The following is a 17,398-nucleotide window of genomic DNA, read 5'->3' on the forward strand; positions in this document are numbered from 1 at the left end:
GCATCAGCGGAAGTTAATGTTCTTATCGCTGGTCATGTCGTACAGCTGGAACTTACGTCCAAGCTGTTGACCGCCGTCACGCGTCAGCGGCGTCCAGCCGATGGCCGCGCGGCTACGGGTTGGACCGGATGAGAACAGATCCAGCGGAATCGACACGTAAACCCCTTTGGTGAAGTCCCCTTCCCCATATTCGTCCGGCGAGACGTTGGTAATGGTGGCGTAGCCACCCACCACGACGCCGCTGTCGAAGTGTTTGGAGATATCCAGCGTGCCGCCCTTATCGCCCGCCAGGTACTGGCCGACGCTGGCTTTCACCAGCACGTCAGGCGCGAACGACGGCGTCCAGTAGGCGGTCAGGTGACCGGTTTTAACGCTGTAGTCGGTGAACTTCATCATGTCCTGGGCGCTGCGCCAGTCACGCTGTTTGACGTAGTTGGCATCAATCCCGAACGCCCAGTTGCTGTCGACAGGACGATAAAGCACTTCTGCCCCCGCACCGCCGTACATGGTTTCCAGATACCCGCCGTACACCTGACCGTAGAAGCCGTTACCGAAGTACTGGAAGTAGTTGGCCTGCAGGTTGTTCACGTAGGCATCGTTCTGTACGTACTCACGCACGCGGGTACGCACGCGCGGCAGCGTCGAGTCTTTTGGCGGGTTGGTGTAGTTGAACTTGTCGTAGTTGTTGGCGATGTTGCCGAACAGGCTGCCGGTGGTCAGCAGGTGGTCGGTCAGCCACAGATCCGCCGTCGCCATGACGCCCAGCTGATACATGTAGAAGTTTTCCGGCCCGCCGACGGACTGGTTCAGCACCGGATCGATATGGAAATCGAAGCGCGACTTGTCGATATACCAGCCCTGCTCGGTGGTCTCCGGCACGATCGGCTCAACGCGCTTTTGCACCAGCTCGGTTTCATGTCCGAGCGGTTCGCCTTCCAGATGGCGCTTCAGGCTGGCAACGTCCGTTTCCGTCGTCACCTGCGGCAGGTTGAGACGGTTCTCCGTCACGCGGATCGTACGGATCCCGTCCGGGAGATCGTTCATGATGATCCGGTTGGCGCGTTCGATCCCTTCCCGCGAGTCGCGGTATTTCACCTGCTCGCCGGTGACGTACAGCGTATCGCCTTTCACCTGAATTTTTGGATCCGCCAGGCCGGCATTGTATTTCAGCAGCGTCAGCTGGTTTGCCACCACGGAGTGCTGCAGAATCGCATCCTGCGGCTCCGGCTGGTATGCAGGCCGTGCGTTGTCGTTGTAGTGCGGCCGCATGTCGTTGAAGTTGGTGCGCAGCGTAAAGCCAAACATCACCGTATTGCCGCGCTCGTAGCTGAGGTTAACGTCGGCCCAATCGGTGACGCGATAAATGGCGCCGACGTTAAACTTGCTCTTCTGCTCAATCTTCCCGGCGAAGTCCTGCGAGTAGTCATTCCCCTCGTACTCCAGCTTCAGGCGCAATGGCTGCCAGGGCGTCTGATACTCCACGCCGCCAAACAGCGAGGCCGGGCCGTGGAACATCTGGTCGCCGTTGATGGAGCCCGCTTTCTGATAGCTGTTATCGCGGTAGCAGTATTTATCGCTGTAGGAGCAAAACGGGTTTTTCACGTTGCCGCTGGTGCCGAGATAGCCCCATCCCAGACCGAGCGAGAAGTCGAACGGCCCCCAGGCCTTGCTGGCCACGATGTATTCCGCATCAAACAGGCCGGTACCGCCGATATCTTTGGCGCCCACGGAAACCTGCGGCATCCAGTAGCTCTCTTCCCACAGGCGCAGCTTGACGTCGAAGGCTTTATCTTTGTAGGTCTGATCGCCTGAGAACGCCTCGACGCTGCTGTATTGTTTCGTACGGACGTCGGTATAGCGCAGCGTGGTTTCAAGCCACGGGAACAGCTGCACCGACGCCGAGTAGTAACGATACTGGTCGTTATCACGGTAGTTAAGGCTAATTTCCCCTTCGCGCGCCATACGCGCGGTGGGCGTTTGCAGTAAACCGACGCCGCCGAAGTCTGACTGAGACGGGCCAATGGGTGCCGGATACGTTTCTGCATGGCAGGCGGCACTCACGCAGAGCGCCAGCATGCTGTAGAGATAGGTTCTTTTCATTATTCCGGTATCCGCTGAATCAGGGAGTGAAGGATATCGGCGTTAAGCCCGTCATACGCCTTCGTCCAGAAATGGTCGGCAAAACCGACAAAAATAATGCTGCCCGGCATGGGTTCGATATGTCGTTTATTCCAGTAAGCAACGGGCGCTTTTTGCGTGTGGCCGTCAGGGTAAACCACCCAGGCGTAGCTGTTATCCGCACCGCTCAGCAGACTCTGCTCGTCGAGGTAGCTCGCCACGTCGCGGCCGGGAGTAAAGGGCTTGTTACCCGGGCTGCCGATCAGCCCCATCACGGTCACCGTCGTCGGCTTCGCCGGAAGCCAGAGCGTATAGTCCCCTTCCAGGGTCGGGTTGCCGTTTTCCGTGACGCGCACCTCATCCGGGTCAAGATTGACGTTCTGTCGGCCCGTCACCTTCAGCGCCTGCAGCTGCTGACGGACGCTGTTAATGGCCGCCGCGTCGTCGCCGTCTTCCTGTTCCGCGAGTCCCGTTAGCCTGGCAAGAAGCGCCTTGTGCTGCTGTTCCGCTTCCACGGTCTTCTGCCGTTCAGCGATGACCGCGCCTGGCCACCAGCTGTTGGCAAGCCTTGGCTGTCCGACGAGATCGAGCAGACGTTCGGCGTGGGTTAAGGTTTTAGGTTTTTCACTGTCCGGCGTGTAGACCTTTACCGTTCCCGCGGACCATGCCAGCGGCGCGGCAAAACTGGCGATAAGCGCAGCGTGGATGAGCGTTTTCATGATTTCGCCGCCTTGATCAGGGTGGTTTTGACCGGGAAGAATCCGGCACCGAGATACTGTAAGGACTGGCGGATCTGCCCTTCCTCGTCGATCCAGAAGCGGTTGTGCCAGGTGGCCTGGTCGGTGGTGACCTCTTCATCCAGCACGCGAACCTGCGTTTCGTCGCTGCCGACCTTCACGCTGTCGGTGCCGTCCCAGCGGAAGGTCGAGCGTGCCGTGGCGTAACGCACCTGCTTGTGTTCGGTCCAGCCCATCGTGCGCGTCCAGCCCGCACCGTCGGCGATCTGGTTCGGCTTGATCAGCGGATCGTCAGCGAGATTATTCACCTCCAGCAGGTTATCGCCGCCCAAGAGGGTTTTCACGATACGACCATGCTGCGTCACGATGGTGGCCTGATCCTGCGTCACCCATTTCTGCTGCCCGTTTTCATCGAAAGCGAGCACCACAAACAGTTGCGGGCCATCGTTAAGCTGCATGTACTGACTGGCATAAGGCATGTTCTGAAGCTCGTCATCGGTCAGATGCACGCCCGGTGTGCCGAACAGGCTTTCCCACAGTGAGTTTCCCAGCCCTTTAGTGGTGGCCGAGCATGCCTGCAGCAGCAGGCAAATCAGAATGATTGCTGGTCGCTTCACGACTCTTCTCCGAAGGGGCGAAATAACCACACCGAAGTGTGGTTATGATTAAAACACCCGCTATTACTGGGTGCTGGTTGTCGTGGTGGTCGTGGTTCCGGTGTTGGAGCCATCACCGCCACCGGTTGCCGCCAGCGCGACACCCACGGCTGAACTTACGGTGCTGGCGCTGGCTGCGGTAGAACTTCCCGCAGACGCAGACGTCGCAGCCGACCCTGCCGCTTCCCCGACCTGAACCGGAGCTGCATACACAGATGTCGCCGCAAGCGCAGATATGGCAAAAATGCCATACAGTACTTTCTTCATAACAATTTCCCTTCAATGAATGAATGGAGATTTGCCCGAAAAGAATTTCAGGCGGAATCGAGTATACACAACTCATGCCGTGGGTTTGCCGTAAGGGGAAATAGAGGGTGGGTTTTCAGACTAATGGATAAAATCGAAATGAAAGACAAAGAGAAAAAATATTAAATAACTATAAAACAATAACTTATAATATTTATATATTAAGTTCCTTCTGCGTATTTTCTTAAAATAAACCGCAGCAATTAACGGGTTAAACGTCTTTTTCAGATTAAACTCAGAACCAGAATTTGAGTTAACTAACAGACATCAGGAATTATCTGATAAAAAAATGCCGGCATTAAGCCGGCACGTTTTCATGGCGTTTTAATTACGCACGCCATGCTTTATAACGATTGATCAACCCATTGGTCGAGCTGTCATGGCTGGTAATCGCGTTATCGTCACCCAGCTCAGGCAGAATACGGTTTGCCAGCTGTTTACCCAGCTCAACGCCCCACTGGTCAAAGGTGAAGATGTTCAGGATCGCGCCCTGCGTGAAGATTTTGTGCTCGTACAGGGCAATCAGCGCGCCAAGGCTGAACGGCGTGATTTCGCGCAGCAGGATGGAGTTGGTTGGACGGTTACCTTCGAACACTTTGAACGGCACCACGTGCTCCAGCGTTGCCGGATCTTTACCCTGATCGCGGTATTCCTGCTCAACCACCTCGCGGGATTTACCGAACGCCAGCGCTTCGGTCTGGGCGAAGAAGTTGGACAGCAGCTTCGGATGGTGGTCGGACAGCGGATTATGGGTGATAGCCGGGGCGATGAAATCGCACGGTACCATTTTGGTGCCCTGGTGAATCAGCTGATAGAACGCGTGCTGACCGTTAGTGCCCGGCTCGCCCCAGATGATTGGGCCAGTCTGGTAATCCACCGCGTTGCCGTTACGGTCCACGTATTTACCGTTGGATTCCATGTTGCCCTGCTGGAAGTAAGCAGCAAAACGGTGCATGTACTGGTCATACGGCAGGATCGCTTCGGTTTCAGCGCCAAAGAAGTTGTTGTACCAGATACCGATCAGCGCCAGCAGCACCGGCAGGTTTTTCTCTGGTGCGGTGGTGGAGAAGTGTTTGTCCATCGCGTGCGCGCCGGAGAGCAGCTCAACGAAGTTGTCGAAGCCCACGGACAGGATGATAGACAGACCGATTGCAGACCACAGAGAGTAGCGGCCACCGACCCAGTCCCAGAATTCGAACATGTTCGCGGTGTCGATACCGAACTCGCTGACGGCTTTACCGTTGGTGGACAGCGCAGCGAAGTGTTTCGCCACGTGTTTGTTGTCGCCCGCGGTTTTCAGGAACCAGTCGCGCGCGCTGTGGGCGTTGGTCATGGTTTCCTGAGTGGTGAAGGTTTTCGACGCAACCAGGAACAGGGTGGTTTCCGGGTTCACGTTCTTCAGCACTTCGGCGATGTGGGTACCATCGACGTTAGACACAAAGTGCATATTCAGGTGGTTTTTGTAAGGACGCAGCGCTTCGGTCACCATGAACGGACCGAGGTCAGAACCGCCGATACCGATGTTAACCACGTCGGTGATCGGTTTGCCGGTGTAGCCTTTCCAGCTTCCGGAGATGATCGCTTCGGAGAAGGTTTTCATCTTTTCCAGCACCGCGTTCACTTCCGGCATGACGTCTTTGCCGTCAACGATGATTGGGGTATTGCTACGGTTACGCAGGGCTACGTGCAGCACGGCACGGTCTTCGGTGCGGTTGATCTTCTCACCGGAGAACATGGATTTGATGGCGTCCGCCAGTTCGGTCTCTTTCGCCAGATCCTGCAGTTTTGCCAGCGTCTCTTCGGTAATGCGGTTTTTAGAGAAATCCACCAGCATCAGGTCGTCGAAGGTCGCGGAGAACTTGCTGAAACGATCGGCATCTTTCGCGAACAGGTCCGCGATGGTGACGTCTTTCATTTCATCAAAATGTTTCTGGAGTGCCTGCCAGGCAGCGGTCTGCGTTGGGTTGATGTTTTTCATTAGCAATACTCTTCTGATTTGAGAATTGTGACTGCGGTCGATTGTAGCGCCTGCAAATAAAAATTGTGATGGTTTTTATGCCATTGCCCTGGCCTGCATCAAACACAGGTGAAAAGACCCGAAAAGTATAGCTGCTGAAGCGCCCTCCTGGAGCGGAGAAATGTCGGTCAAAATGCCCTAAAACGAAGCATAAAATCTGGCCCTGTTATAAGTCCTGTTTCTCAGGGGTACCCCCCCATAAAAAATCCGCATAATCCCAGCATTGACAGGGCCTCCCCCACATTTTATTTATAGGGCCGTATTTTGCGCCTGCACCTGTTTTCGTTTCATTCTTGTGCCATGGTCGCTTATTCATTCCCTGACACGAGGTTGTTATGACGAGTTTTGTGGTCGCCAAGTTTGGCGGCACCAGTGTGGCCGATTACGATGCCATGAACCGCAGCGCCGATGTGGTGCTGGCCGATCCGAATACCCGCCTGGTGGTGCTGTCTGCATCCGCCGGCGTGACGAACCTGCTGGTTTCTCTGTCTGAAGGACTGGAAGCGACAGAACGTTTCGTGAAGCTGGATGCACTGCGCAAAATTCAGTTCGACATCCTTGAGCGTCTGCAGAACCCGAACGTCATCCGCGAGGAAGTGGAACGCCTGCTGGAAAACATCACCACGCTGGCAGAAGCGGCCTCTCTGGCCACCTCCACCGCCCTGACCGATGAGCTGGTCAGCCACGGTGAGCTGATGTCCACCCTGCTATTTGTTGAAATCATGCGCGAGCGTAACGTTCAGGCGCAGTGGTTTGACGTACGCAAAATCATGCGTACCAGCGACCGCTTTGGCCGCGCCGAGCCGGACGTTGAAGCGCTGGCCGAGCTGACCAATCAGCAGCTGGCCCCGCGCCTGGCAGACGGCATCGTGATCACTCAGGGCTTTATCGGCAGCGAAGCAAAAGGCCGCACCACCACGCTTGGCCGTGGCGGCAGCGACTATACCGCCGCGCTGCTGGGCGAGGCCCTGCATGCTACGCGCGTCGATATCTGGACTGACGTTCCGGGCATTTACACCACCGACCCGCGCGTTGTTTCCGCGGCGAAACGTATTGATGTGATCGCGTTTGAAGAAGCGGCGGAAATGGCCACCTTCGGCGCGAAAGTGCTGCACCCGGCCACGCTGCTGCCTGCTGTGCGCAGCGATATTCCGGTCTTCGTCGGCTCCAGTAAAGATCCAAAAGCGGGCGGCACGCTGGTCTGCAAGAAAACGGAAAACCCGCCGCTGTTCCGCGCCCTGGCCCTGCGCCGTCGCCAGACGCTGGTGACGCTCCACAGCCACAATATGCTGCACTCTCGCGGTTTCCTGGCGGAAGTGTTTGGTATTCTGGCGCGCCACAATATCTCCGTGGATCTGATCACCACCTCTGAAGTGAGCATTGCGCTGACGCTGGACACCACCGGCTCTACCTCAACCGGCGATACCCTGCTGACGCAGTCGCTGCTGATTGAGCTGTCCGAGCTGTGCCGCGTGGAAGTGGAAGAAGACCTGGCGCTGGTTGCCATCATTGGCAACAAGCTGTCGCGCGCCTGCGGCGTGGGCAAAGAGGTGTTTGGCGTGCTCGACCCGTTCAACATCCGCATGATTTGCTACGGTGCGTCCAGCTATAACCTCTGCTTCCTGGTGCCAGCCGATCAGGCTGAGCAGGTGGTGCAGAAACTTCATCAGAATTTGTTTGAATAAGCGCAAGAATGGCCCGGGCGTTTTCACTACCGGGCCATTCTTTAGCTCTTCATTACTGTTCTCATCAGCAGCGAATCCAGATCTTTTAAATTTCCTTCTCTGCTGTCGGGTAGTACCGGCGGCACTTCTCCTCTCACCAGCTCACTTTGCAAAAAAGCGTGGAGTAAGGGCCGTTTAGGACCATATTCCGCTTCACCTGCGCGCTGTTTTATTTCCAGCAATGCATCGATTTCCGCACGTAACGGCGCACACAGTTCGCTCCCGGCAAGCAGTTCGGCAAAACGCATCGGTGGAACGCCTTTCCCCGCTTCTACCCACCGCGCCGCCAGCAAAGGTCGCAGAACATAAAAGTACTTTTTCAGCCGAACCGTTTCCCCCTGTAAATATCCACGGAAGTTTTTTCGGGTCATCGAGTAGTAATGCCAGCGGGCGCGCAATGGCGAAAACCACGCAGGTATTAGCGCGCGCAACTCGGCCACTACCGTCTCATCCTCCTGATAAACAACAGGGGAATCCAGCCACTCGATAAGCGTCGGGTTTGCCCCCTTCAGCAGGCCCAGTGCCTTGCGCCATTCCCAGCCACAAACGTCCAGTTCATCATCTATCGGCAGCTCGATCACATCCCGCTGGGCTTCGACGCGCAAATACCATTCTGGGCGGTGAACGTACAAAAACCGCACATCATAATCGCTATCCGGCGAGGCAAATCCCCATCCCCGGCTGCCCGATTCACAGGCGTAGAGCACGCGCACGTTATAGCGCTGCTCTATATCGCGAAGTTGCGCGCAGACACGTGCGCGCATCGCGCTATCAACATCGTTGTTGCTCATTTTTTTATCCTTTTACACACACTACCTGACGCAGGGTGTGAACGATCTCCACCAGCGACGATTGCGCGGCCATCACGGCATCAATGTCTTTATAGGCCATCGGCGTTTCATCGATCACCTCATTGTCTTTGCGACACTCTACGTGAGAGGTCGCCTGAATATGGTCGCTAAGGGTATAGCGTTTTTTTGCCGCCGTTCGGCTCATCACTCGCCCGGCACCGTGGCTGCAGGAACAGAAGCTTTGCTCGTTGCCGAGGCCACGCACGATGAAGCTCTTTGCGCCCATTGAGCCCGGAATAATCCCCATCTGCCCTTTCTGCGCCGACACCGCACCTTTACGCGTGATCAGTACCTCTTCCCCAAAGTGATGCTCTTTCTGCACATAGTTGTGATGGCAGTTAACCGCCTCCTGCTGCGTAATAAAGGGCTTTGTCACTTCGCGAGAGAGCGCCGCCAGCACGCGCGACATCATCACTTCCCGATTGTGGCGGGCAAAATCCTGCGCCCACTCCACCGCCTCGATGTAGTCCTCATAGTGACGACTCCCCTCCTGAAAATAGGCCAGATTTTTATCCGGCAGATGTCCCAGGTGATGCTGCATATCCTGCTGTGCCAGGGCGATAAACACATTACCGATGGCGTTTCCTACGCCGCGCGAGCCGCTGTGCAACATCACCCAGACGCGCTGCTGCTCATCGAGGCAAATTTCAATAAAGTGGTTTCCGGTACCCAGCGTGCCCAGATGCTGGTAGTTGTTGGTTTTCAGCAACTGCGGGTATTTATCCGTGAGTTGTTTAAAACGTGGGGCCAGCACCCACCAGCGATCGTCCACTTCTTTCGGTGGCGTTTCCCACGCGCCTTTATCCCGTCGAGAACGGGTATTGGTTCTCCCATGCGGTACTGCCTGTTCAATGGCGCTACGTAAACCGCTGAGATTATCCGGCAAATCACCCGCCACCAGCGACGTGCGAACGGCAATCATCCCGCAGCCAATATCCACGCCAACCGCCGCAGGAATAATTGCCCCTTTGGTCGGAATCACGCTGCCGATGGTTGAGCCTTTACCGAGATGAACGTCGGGCATCACCGCAAGGTGTTTGAAAATAAACGGCATCTTTGCAGTATTCAGTAACTGCGCCTGTGCCTCTGGCTCCACGGGAACGCCGTGAGTCCACATTTTGATCGGGGCGCCGTTTGACGCCGTCAGTAATTCAAAATCATTCTGTTGCATTGCGTTATCCTTTCAGGTTAACAAGGCCGTGTAATACCTGGTCCAGGCCACCAAATACTGAAATTTTGTCGATACGCTCCGCGACCCTTTCCAGGGTTTCCAGCTCTTTTAAACGCAGCGCCACCGGGTTGTTCTCCATCACCTTTGCGGTGTTTAACAGCGATCGTGTCGCCGCCGTTTCTTCACGTCGGCGTATAACATTCGCCTGGGCCGATTTTTCGGCCTCTACCAGACGGGATAAAATCGTTTTCATATCACCAGGTAAAACAATATCTTTTACCCCAAGCGACGCAATTTCCATTCCAAAGGATGACAGGCGGCCTTGCACCTGTTTGCTGACCACCTCATCAATGATCTGCTTATCTTCCAGTAACTCATCGAGCGTGCGGGTGCCGACCGCCTCACGCAGTGCGAACTGGAGTTCGCGGTACAAATGTTCCAGCGGTTTCGTAAGCTGTCCGCAGGCCTGCAGCACGTCGCTGTAGCGCCAGTTAGCCGCCAGGTTCAGGCGCAGGTTAACTTTGTCCTTCGTCAGGATCTCCTGCCCGCTCACTTCCACCACCTGAAGGCGCGTATCCACTATCTCTGCCTCAACCAGATGGTTAATTTTCCAGTAAGCCGTCAGTCCCGGCGGTAACAGTGCCTGAATTTCTCCGTCGATTTTCACCACCCCGACGTGCCAGGCAGGTACCTGTACCACCAGCATCGCGTCGCGCCCCTTTAGCGCGCCATTGCGACGCGGTTGCAAAGCAGCATTCATCACGTCCACCGGTACCCGCACGTCGCGGGTATCAATTCTTTGCAGGGTCAACGCCGCATCCTGCTGCCAGTACAGACGACGAGTCGAAGGCGGCACAATTTCCTGCAATACGCCGTTGTTCGATAACACCCCGATTTCATCCGCAGTAAGGTCTACCGCCAGGCAGTAACGTACCACCCAGTCAGGCTGAAAGCGGCGCAGATAATCCGCCAGCGCACCCGGCACCTCGCTGCCATCCTGGCTCACCACCAGCACGTCGTCAGTATTGAACCAACCCAGACGGTGTTCACCCGCCTCCAGTACCCGGTAATAATCGCCAGCTTTTGCTACCAGTCCTAACTGACCTTTTTTTATCGTGATTTTTTTAGCCATTTTATATTCCTTAAAGTCAGGCGCGGGTGCAGGCACGAAATCACAGGGGAATGCCTTTTCGCCTGCGATCCGGCGCCATTACCGGCGACCTTCATTGGGATTGCTGACTGCGCAATCCCCGTTTTTACTTTGATGTTTACAACCAGTTTTCATTGGGAGAATGAATCGGGAATCGAACCCTTCTGTCTGTCATGGGTTGACGGAACGCCCCCGGAAAACAGCCTTGCCGTTCCTGGTGCGCCGACGGGGCCTTAACCCCCAGTGTGCTCAACGTCGTGACGTTATCTGTATTGCCAGAAGCGTGCCAAAAACAAAAATCGCCGTTTTATTTTTTTATTTTATTGATAATTAATGCTTTTTATTTATCACGCTTTTCATGCATTGCCGTTCGGCTCAACATTTCTTATCCTGCTATATCGATAATTATCTTTCTGGATAAACATGAAGAAGCGGAAGGTGGTGATCGGGGTGCTTGGCACCGTGATGGATAAACGGGGAAAGCGGGCTAATCGCTTTCGCAAATGGCGACCGACCGTCGGGCTGTGCCAACAGCCGGATTTCCCGGTCGACAGGCTGGAGCTGCTACATCAACCGCGAGATCTCGGCATGGCTCAGCAACTGGCGGAAGATATTGTGCTGGTTTCCCCCCACACCGAGGTGCGTCCCAGCACGGTAACCATTGAAGACCCGTGGGATTTCGAAGAGGTTTATGCCGCGTTTCTCGATTTCGCCACCCAGTACACGTTTGATACCGATCGCGAAGAGTATTTCGTCCACATCACCACCGGCACGCATGTGGCGCAGATCTGCTGGTTCCTGCTGACGGAAGCACGCTATCTTCCCGCCAGCCTTTTGCAGACTGGCCCTGCCAGAAAAGAAGCCTCTGCTGAGGAGACTGCAGCCGGAACTTACTCAATTATCGACCTGGATTTAAGCCGCTACACGACCCTTACCAACCGTTTTCAGCGCGAGCAGCAACAGTCAATCTCATTTCTGAAAGCGGGCATTGAGACGCGAAATGCCACCTTTAACAGTCTGATCGACAAGATTGAACGCGTGGCGCTACGTTCTACAGCCCCGATCCTGCTGACCGGCCCCACCGGCGCGGGCAAGTCGTTCCTCGCGAACCGCATTTATCAGCTTAAGCAGTCACGCCATCAGGTATCCGGCAAGCTGGTTTCCGTCAACTGCGCGACCCTGCGCGGTGATAACGCTATGTCCACGCTGTTCGGCCATGTGAAAGGGGCCTTTACCGGCGCACTGTCGGCGCGCAGCGGCCTGCTGCGTGAAGCCGATGGCGGCGTCCTTTTCCTCGACGAGATTGCCGAATTAGGCCTGGATGAACAGGCGATGCTGCTCAAAGCCATTGAAGAGAAAACTTTTTTCCCGTTTGGCTCCGATAAAGAAGTTCACAGCGATTTTCAACTTATCGCCGGTACCCACCGTGATATGCGCCAGTGGGTGGCAGAAGGACGTTTTCGTGAAGATCTCTATGCCCGTATTAATATGTGGAGCTTTGCCTTGCCCGGCCTTGCCCAACGGAAAGAGGACATTACGCCGAATGTCGACTACGAACTTCAACGTTTCTCTCGCGAAAGCCAGACGCAAATCCGCTTCGATAAAGAGGCACGCGAAGGCTATCTGGCCTTTGCCTGTTCCAGCAGAGCGCTGTGGCGGGGCAACTTTCGCGAACTGAGCGCCAGCGTCGCACGCATGGCGACGCTGGCGGAACGAGGGCGTATTACTCAGGATCTGGTGCTGGAGGAGATCTCACGTCTTCAGACCGACTGGCAAACTGACGTGACGCAGCCTGCAACTGACATGGAGATTGACCTCTTTGACCAGCGGCAACTTGAAACGGTGCTGGAGGTTTGTCGCCGCAGCGCATCGTTGTCTGAAGCCGGACGTGAGCTGTTTGCCGTTTCACGGCTCAAAAAAGCCAATCCTAACGACGCCGACCGACTGCGCAAATATCTGGCTCGCTTTAGTCTGAGCTGGGAAAGCATCCGGTCATAATTCATTTGAATATTACTTCCTTACGCGATAAACAATAACTATAGCCGGGCTCGATCCCGGCTTTTTATAACAAACACACGCAACATTCATCGCAAGGAAATCATTATGTTATCCGCTATTACGCGGCTATTCCCGTTATGGGCGCTGCTGCTCTCCGTACTCGCGTATTACACGCCCACCACGTTCACCGGTATTGGTCCGTGGGTCGCCACGCTGCTGATGCTGATCATGTTCGGTATGGGTGTGCATCTGAAAGTAGACGATTTTAAGCGCGTGCTGTCTCGCCCTGCGCCCGTCGCGGCAGGAATATTCCTGCACTACCTGGTGATGCCGCTCGCGGCGTGGCTGCTGGCGATGGTCTTTAAGATGCCGCCCGACCTCTCCGCCGGGATGGTGCTGGTGGGCAGCGTCGCCAGCGGCACGGCATCCAACGTCATGATCTATCTGGCGAAAGGCGACGTGGCGCTCTCCGTCACTATCTCGTCCGTCTCCACGCTGGTTGGCGTGATTGCCACGCCGCTGTTAACCCGCCTGTACGTGGATGCGCATATTCAGGTGGACGTGATGGGGATGCTGCTGAGCATTCTGCAGATTGTAGTAATCCCTATTGCGCTGGGACTGGTCATTCACCACCTGTTCCCGCGCGTGGTGAAGGCCGTTGAGCCGTACCTGCCCGCGTTTTCGATGGTCTGTATTCTGGCGATCATCAGCGCCGTGGTGGCGGGTTCCGCCTCGCACATAGCTTCCGTGGGCTTTGTGGTGATCGTTGCGGTGGTGCTGCATAACACCATTGGCCTGCTGGGCGGCTACTGGGGCGGGAAACTGTTTGGCTTCGACGAATCGACCTGCCGCACGCTGGCAATCGAGGTAGGGATGCAGAACTCCGGCCTGGCGGCGGCGCTCGGCAAAATCTACTTCTCGCCGCTGGCGGCCCTGCCGGGTGCGCTGTTCTCTGTCTGGCACAACCTCTCCGGCTCGCTGCTGGCGGGCTACTGGTCCGGCAAACCGATTGAGGAACAAACGAAAAAAGATGCGGTGAAACAGGGTTAATTGACTCAGCTTGCTTTACACTGAAGCCTCTCTCTCAGGAGGCTTCAGCAATGGCGACACCACGTTTGACCCAGAAAGACATGACGGAAGCCGAGCAGCGCGAACTGAAAACGCTTCTCGACCGCGCCCGCATCGCGCATGGCCGTACGCTGACCAACGCCGAAACCAATCAGGTGAAAAAAGAGTACATCGACAAACTGATGGCGCAGCGTGACGCCGAGGCGAAAAAAGCCCGCAAGCTGAAAAAGCAGCAGGCTTATAAGCCGGATACTGAAACGACCTTTTCCTGGTCGGCCAATACCTCTACTCGTGGAAGGCGCTAGCTAGCGCCCTTTCTTTTTACGGCCAGGCTGGGTAAATCGCTTCCCGTTACCCGGTTTGCCGCGTCCTTTCTCTTCCGCCTGCGGCGCCTTCACGACCGGACGTTTAATCGCCTGGGTTTTCGGTTTGGCTTTGGCCTTCGGCTTCGCTTCGGACGAGGAATTCTCTATAAGCTTGAACAGCTCGATCAGTTCGTCGTCCGTCAAGTCGCGCCATTCGCCCAGCGGAATGCCGGACAGGCTGACGTTCATGATGCGCGTGCGCTCCAGCTTCGTCACTTCATAACCGAAGTACTCGCACATGCGGCGGATCTGGCGGTTTAAGCCCTGCACCAGGGTAATGCGGAACGCGAACGGCGCTTCTTTCTTCACCTTACACTTTTTCGTGACGGTACCGAGGATCGGCACACCGGCGCCCATGCCGCGAATAAAGTCGTCCGTGACCGGCTTATTCACCGTCACAATGTACTCTTTTTCGTGATCGTTACCGGCACGCAGGATCTTGTTGACCAGATCGCCGTGGTTGGTGAGGAAAATCAGCCCCTGAGAGTCTTTATCCAGACGGCCAATCGGGAAGATACGGCTGCTGTGGTTCACGAAATCAACGATGTTGTCCCGCTCACCGTCTTCCGTGGTGCTGACAATCCCAACCGGTTTGTTCAACGCGATAAACACCAGGTCTTCGGCATCACGCGGTTCGATGAGCTGACCATTCACTTTAACCACGTCGCCAGGCATGACCTGGTCACCAATCGTGGCGCGCTTGCCGTTGAGGAACACATTACCTTGTTCAATGTAACGGTCCGCTTCGCGACGTGAGCAGATCCCGCTCTCGCTAATGTATTTGTTTAATCGGGTTGATTGAGTTGGCAGCATAGTTTCTCCTGTGAAGGGCGAAATATACCTTAGGTATGGACTGGAAAAAAAGATTAGCCGACGGTAACTGAGACGGGTTTTTTAGTTTGCGAGACGCTTTCAGGATTTTGCATCCTGTCATTTACCCATGTGTTCAAGCCTTTTAGTTTTACTCTCCATGGAGAAGTGTTTGTAGTTTATAAATCACAGGGAGTAATATGAAGGAGATTGTTCAGACAGAATCCTTCCGACGCTGGGAGCAAAACTTAAAAGATCGACGAGCGAAGACCATTATCGCTTCCCGCCTCTTTCGGTTGGCAAATGGCTTAGCGGGCGACGTTAAACCCGTGGGAGAAGGTATAAGTGAGCTAAGGATCCACTTTGGTCCGGGCTACAGGATCTATTTTAAAGACCAGGGCAATTACATCATCGTGCTGTTATGTGGTGGTGACAAAAGCAGCCAGGCCAGAGACATACTGATGGCAAAAATGCTGAGCAATGTATCCCAATGGCAGGAGTGAATGAGCATGCATAAATTAACACCTTACGATCCCGCCAACGCGTTGGTGGATGACGAGGAAATCGCCGTGTTTATCGCTGATGCACTAGAAACAGGCGACTCGACATATATCGCTAAAGCCCTTGGTGTTGTCGCGCGAGCCAAAGGCATGTCGAACATTTCACAGCAAACCGGTTTATCACGTGAGCAGCTTTATCGGTCATTCAGTGATAAAGGAAACCCAACGCTCAAAACCACGCTCGCGGTCATGAAAGCATTGGGTTTTGGGCTAACGCTCAAACACGCCGGGGATTAATACTCATCCCGCTGGTCATCTTCATCCGGCTGTTCCATCACGCTGTAGGCCACCGCACAGAACAACGAGTTGAGGCGCTTCATATCCCCCAGCAGCCCCAGGTGGAGTGAGCTGGTCTCGATACTCTGCACGTTCTGCTGATGCAGGCGCTCAACGTGGGCGTGCGAGTAGCGGCGGTTAAGAATGCGGAAGCGATGCTTGTTGCGGCGCAGGCGGCGCGCGCTCGGCACGTCGCTGGAGAAGAAGACCAGCATCGCCAGCTTGAGGTTGCTGACCAGCTGTTCGTGCAGCGCTTCAAGCTCTTTTAAGCCTTCAACGGAGAACGCCCGGCGGGCGGCCAGCGACTTATCGGCTATCTCGCTGCCCATGCGCTCAACGATATCGGAGGCCTGCTCAAGGTTGAGCGACATCTCAATGATTTCCGCCCAGCGGCGGGACTCCTCCTCCGCCAGCTCGTCCTGCGGCATGCGGGCCAGGTAAAGCTTAATGGCGGTATAGAGCACGTTGATATCGTCCGCCAGTCTGCGCAGCTCTTTCTCCTCTCGCGGCTCGCCGTGCATCACCTTTTGCAGCCCTTCGAGCATGGTTTCCATGGCGTCGCCCATGCGCAGCGTCTCGCGCGCGGCATTCGCCAGCGCCAGCGCCGGGGTGTCCAGCGCGGAGGTATCCAGATGCTTTGGCTTCAGGCGGGCGTCCAGCTCCGGTTCGTCCTGAATGAGTCGCTCGCAGAAGCGGGCCATCGACCCGGCAAAAGGGACCATCGCCAGGCAGCGCACCAGGTTGTAGAACACGTGGAAGTAGATCACCAGCTCCGCCTTCGGCAGCGGGAGGTTATCCATCAGGTTCGCCAGCGGATGAATAAAGGGCAGAATAATCAGGCTGCCCACCAGCTTAAACAGCAGGCTACCGAGCGCCACGCGGCGGGCGGCGGCGTTGGCGGCGCTGTTATTGAGCATCGCCAGCAGGCCAGAGCCGAGGTTGGCACCGATCACCAGACACAGCGCGACCGGGAAGGAGATCGCCCCGGCGGCGGTGAGCGTGGCCGTCAGTAGCACGGCGGCCAGGCTGGAGTAGCTGACGATGGCAAACACCGCGCCAATCAGCGCGTCGAGCATGATGTCCCCGGTCAGGGAAGCGAAGATGACCTGCACGCCGTTGGCCTCGGTAATCGGGGTGACCGCCTGCACAATCAGCTCCAGCGCCAGCAGGATCAACCCCAGGCCAATGCCCACGCGTCCAAGCTGGCCCGCCCGCGTCTGTTTGCGGCCGAGGAAGAAGATAACGCCGACAAAAATCAGCAGCGGCGACAGCCAGGAGAGATCGAAGGTCAGGATACGCGCCATCAGCGCGGTACCCACATCAGCCCCCAGCACAATCACCAGCGCCGGGGCCAGCGCCACCAGATCCTGCGCCACAAAGGAGGTGACAAGCAGGGTTGTGGCGTTGCTGCTCTGAACGAGTGCCGTTACGCCAATGCCTGCGCAGAAGGCGAGCGGCTTCTTCTCAACGCTGCTGCTGAGAACGGTACGTAAACGGGCACCAAATACGCGCATCACGCCGGTACGGACGATATGGGTGCCCCATACGAGCAGTGCAACTGCAGAGAGCAGATGTAACAGGGTCAGCACGG

Annotated in this window: 16 protein-coding genes; 6 read left to right on the top strand and 10 right to left on the bottom strand. The window is 56.0% G+C overall.

All coding sequences use genetic code 11. From position 1 onward, the window contains the following. Positions 1-3: 3 nt before the first annotated feature. From C6A40_RS17550 to pgi, 5 genes are all read right to left on the bottom strand, one after another. Positions 4-2,100: a YjbH domain-containing protein gene (locus C6A40_RS17550; RefSeq protein WP_023345255.1), complete on the bottom strand. Its 2,097-nt coding sequence runs from the start codon at positions 2,098-2,100 to the stop codon at positions 4-6. Further along, a complete protein-coding gene (locus C6A40_RS17555) occupies positions 2,100-2,837 on the bottom strand; it encodes a capsule biosynthesis GfcC family protein (RefSeq protein ID WP_008503425.1) in 738 nt (245 codons plus the stop codon). The genes C6A40_RS17550 and C6A40_RS17555 overlap by 1 nt, the downstream gene beginning before the upstream one ends. Then, entirely contained in the window at positions 2,834-3,472 is a 639-nt protein-coding gene (locus tag C6A40_RS17560; protein WP_008503424.1) for a YjbF family lipoprotein, read from the bottom strand. Before C6A40_RS17560 ends, C6A40_RS17555 begins: the two co-directional genes overlap by 4 nt. 63 nt (positions 3,473-3,535) lie before the next feature. Next, positions 3,536-3,778: an exopolysaccharide production protein YjbE gene (yjbE, locus tag C6A40_RS17565; RefSeq protein ID WP_008503423.1), complete on the bottom strand. Its 243-nt coding sequence runs from the start codon at positions 3,776-3,778 to the stop codon at positions 3,536-3,538. A gap of 367 nt (positions 3,779-4,145) precedes the next feature. Beyond that, positions 4,146-5,795, bottom strand: a complete 1,650-nt coding sequence (pgi, locus tag C6A40_RS17570) for a glucose-6-phosphate isomerase (RefSeq protein WP_039266992.1) — start codon at positions 5,793-5,795, stop codon at positions 4,146-4,148. Between the two features lie 374 nt (positions 5,796-6,169). Between pgi and lysC the strand changes: the two genes are divergently transcribed. After that, positions 6,170-7,519 (top strand): lysine-sensitive aspartokinase 3, encoded by a 1,350-nt coding sequence (gene lysC, locus C6A40_RS17575; RefSeq protein ID WP_008503421.1) that lies wholly within the window; start codon positions 6,170-6,172, stop codon positions 7,517-7,519. Between the two features lie 41 nt (positions 7,520-7,560). Here lysC and C6A40_RS17580 read toward each other — a convergent pair whose 3' ends face one another. The 3 genes from C6A40_RS17580 to C6A40_RS17590 are packed head-to-tail and all read right to left on the bottom strand — an operon-like array spanning position 7,561 to position 10,712. Continuing rightward, positions 7,561-8,349 (bottom strand): nucleotidyltransferase domain-containing protein, encoded by a 789-nt coding sequence (locus tag C6A40_RS17580; protein ID WP_045335126.1) that lies wholly within the window; start codon positions 8,347-8,349, stop codon positions 7,561-7,563. Between the two features lie 4 nt (positions 8,350-8,353). Next, entirely contained in the window at positions 8,354-9,580 is a 1,227-nt protein-coding gene (locus C6A40_RS17585) for an RtcB family protein (protein ID WP_021242724.1), read from the bottom strand. Between the two features lie 4 nt (positions 9,581-9,584). After that, positions 9,585-10,712, bottom strand: a complete 1,128-nt coding sequence (locus C6A40_RS17590) for a slipin family protein (protein WP_021242723.1) — start codon at positions 10,710-10,712, stop codon at positions 9,585-9,587. Positions 10,713-11,153: 441 nt separating this feature from the next. Here C6A40_RS17590 and rtcR point away from each other — a divergent pair, with 441 nt between their 5' ends. The 3 genes from rtcR (at position 11,154) to C6A40_RS17605 (ending at position 14,101) form a co-directional block, all read left to right on the top strand. Continuing rightward, complete coding sequence (rtcR, locus tag C6A40_RS17595; protein WP_008503417.1) at positions 11,154-12,728, top strand: RNA repair transcriptional activator RtcR; 1,575 nt, start codon at positions 11,154-11,156, stop codon at positions 12,726-12,728. Positions 12,729-12,833: 105 nt separating this feature from the next. Beyond that, positions 12,834-13,778 carry a ketopantoate/pantoate/pantothenate transporter PanS gene (panS, locus tag C6A40_RS17600; protein WP_023293551.1) on the top strand — a complete coding sequence of 315 codons (945 nt, stop codon included), beginning with the start codon at positions 12,834-12,836 and terminating at the stop codon, positions 13,776-13,778. 50 nt (positions 13,779-13,828) lie between these two features. Further along, positions 13,829-14,101 carry a DUF3811 domain-containing protein gene (locus C6A40_RS17605; RefSeq protein WP_014830263.1) on the top strand — a complete coding sequence of 91 codons (273 nt, stop codon included), beginning with the start codon at positions 13,829-13,831 and terminating at the stop codon, positions 14,099-14,101. On the opposite strand, the gene rluF is transcribed toward C6A40_RS17605, so the two are convergent. Next, positions 14,102-14,974 carry a 23S rRNA pseudouridine(2604) synthase RluF gene (gene rluF / locus C6A40_RS17610; RefSeq protein WP_008503414.1) on the bottom strand — a complete coding sequence of 291 codons (873 nt, stop codon included), beginning with the start codon at positions 14,972-14,974 and terminating at the stop codon, positions 14,102-14,104. It lies immediately after the preceding gene. Positions 14,975-15,171: 197 nt separating this feature from the next. Here rluF and C6A40_RS17615 point away from each other — a divergent pair, with 197 nt between their 5' ends. Both C6A40_RS17615 and C6A40_RS17620 read left to right on the top strand, forming a co-directional pair. Next, positions 15,172-15,474, top strand: coding sequence for a type II toxin-antitoxin system RelE/ParE family toxin (locus C6A40_RS17615; RefSeq protein ID WP_023293553.1), 303 nt, complete (start codon positions 15,172-15,174; stop codon positions 15,472-15,474). A gap of 6 nt (positions 15,475-15,480) precedes the next feature. Next, complete coding sequence (locus C6A40_RS17620) at positions 15,481-15,768, top strand: addiction module antidote protein (protein ID WP_021242718.1); 288 nt, start codon at positions 15,481-15,483, stop codon at positions 15,766-15,768. Here C6A40_RS17620 and C6A40_RS17625 read toward each other — a convergent pair. Further along, entirely contained in the window at positions 15,765-17,396 is a 1,632-nt protein-coding gene (locus C6A40_RS17625) for a Na/Pi cotransporter family protein (RefSeq protein WP_008503411.1), read from the bottom strand. The genes C6A40_RS17620 and C6A40_RS17625 overlap by 4 nt on opposite strands. Positions 17,397-17,398: the final 2 nt, after the last annotated feature.

Source organism: Enterobacter sp. GER_MD16_1505_Eko_090, from assembly GCF_003331015.1.
GTDB classification, from domain to species: domain Bacteria; phylum Pseudomonadota; class Gammaproteobacteria; order Enterobacterales; family Enterobacteriaceae; genus Enterobacter; species Enterobacter roggenkampii.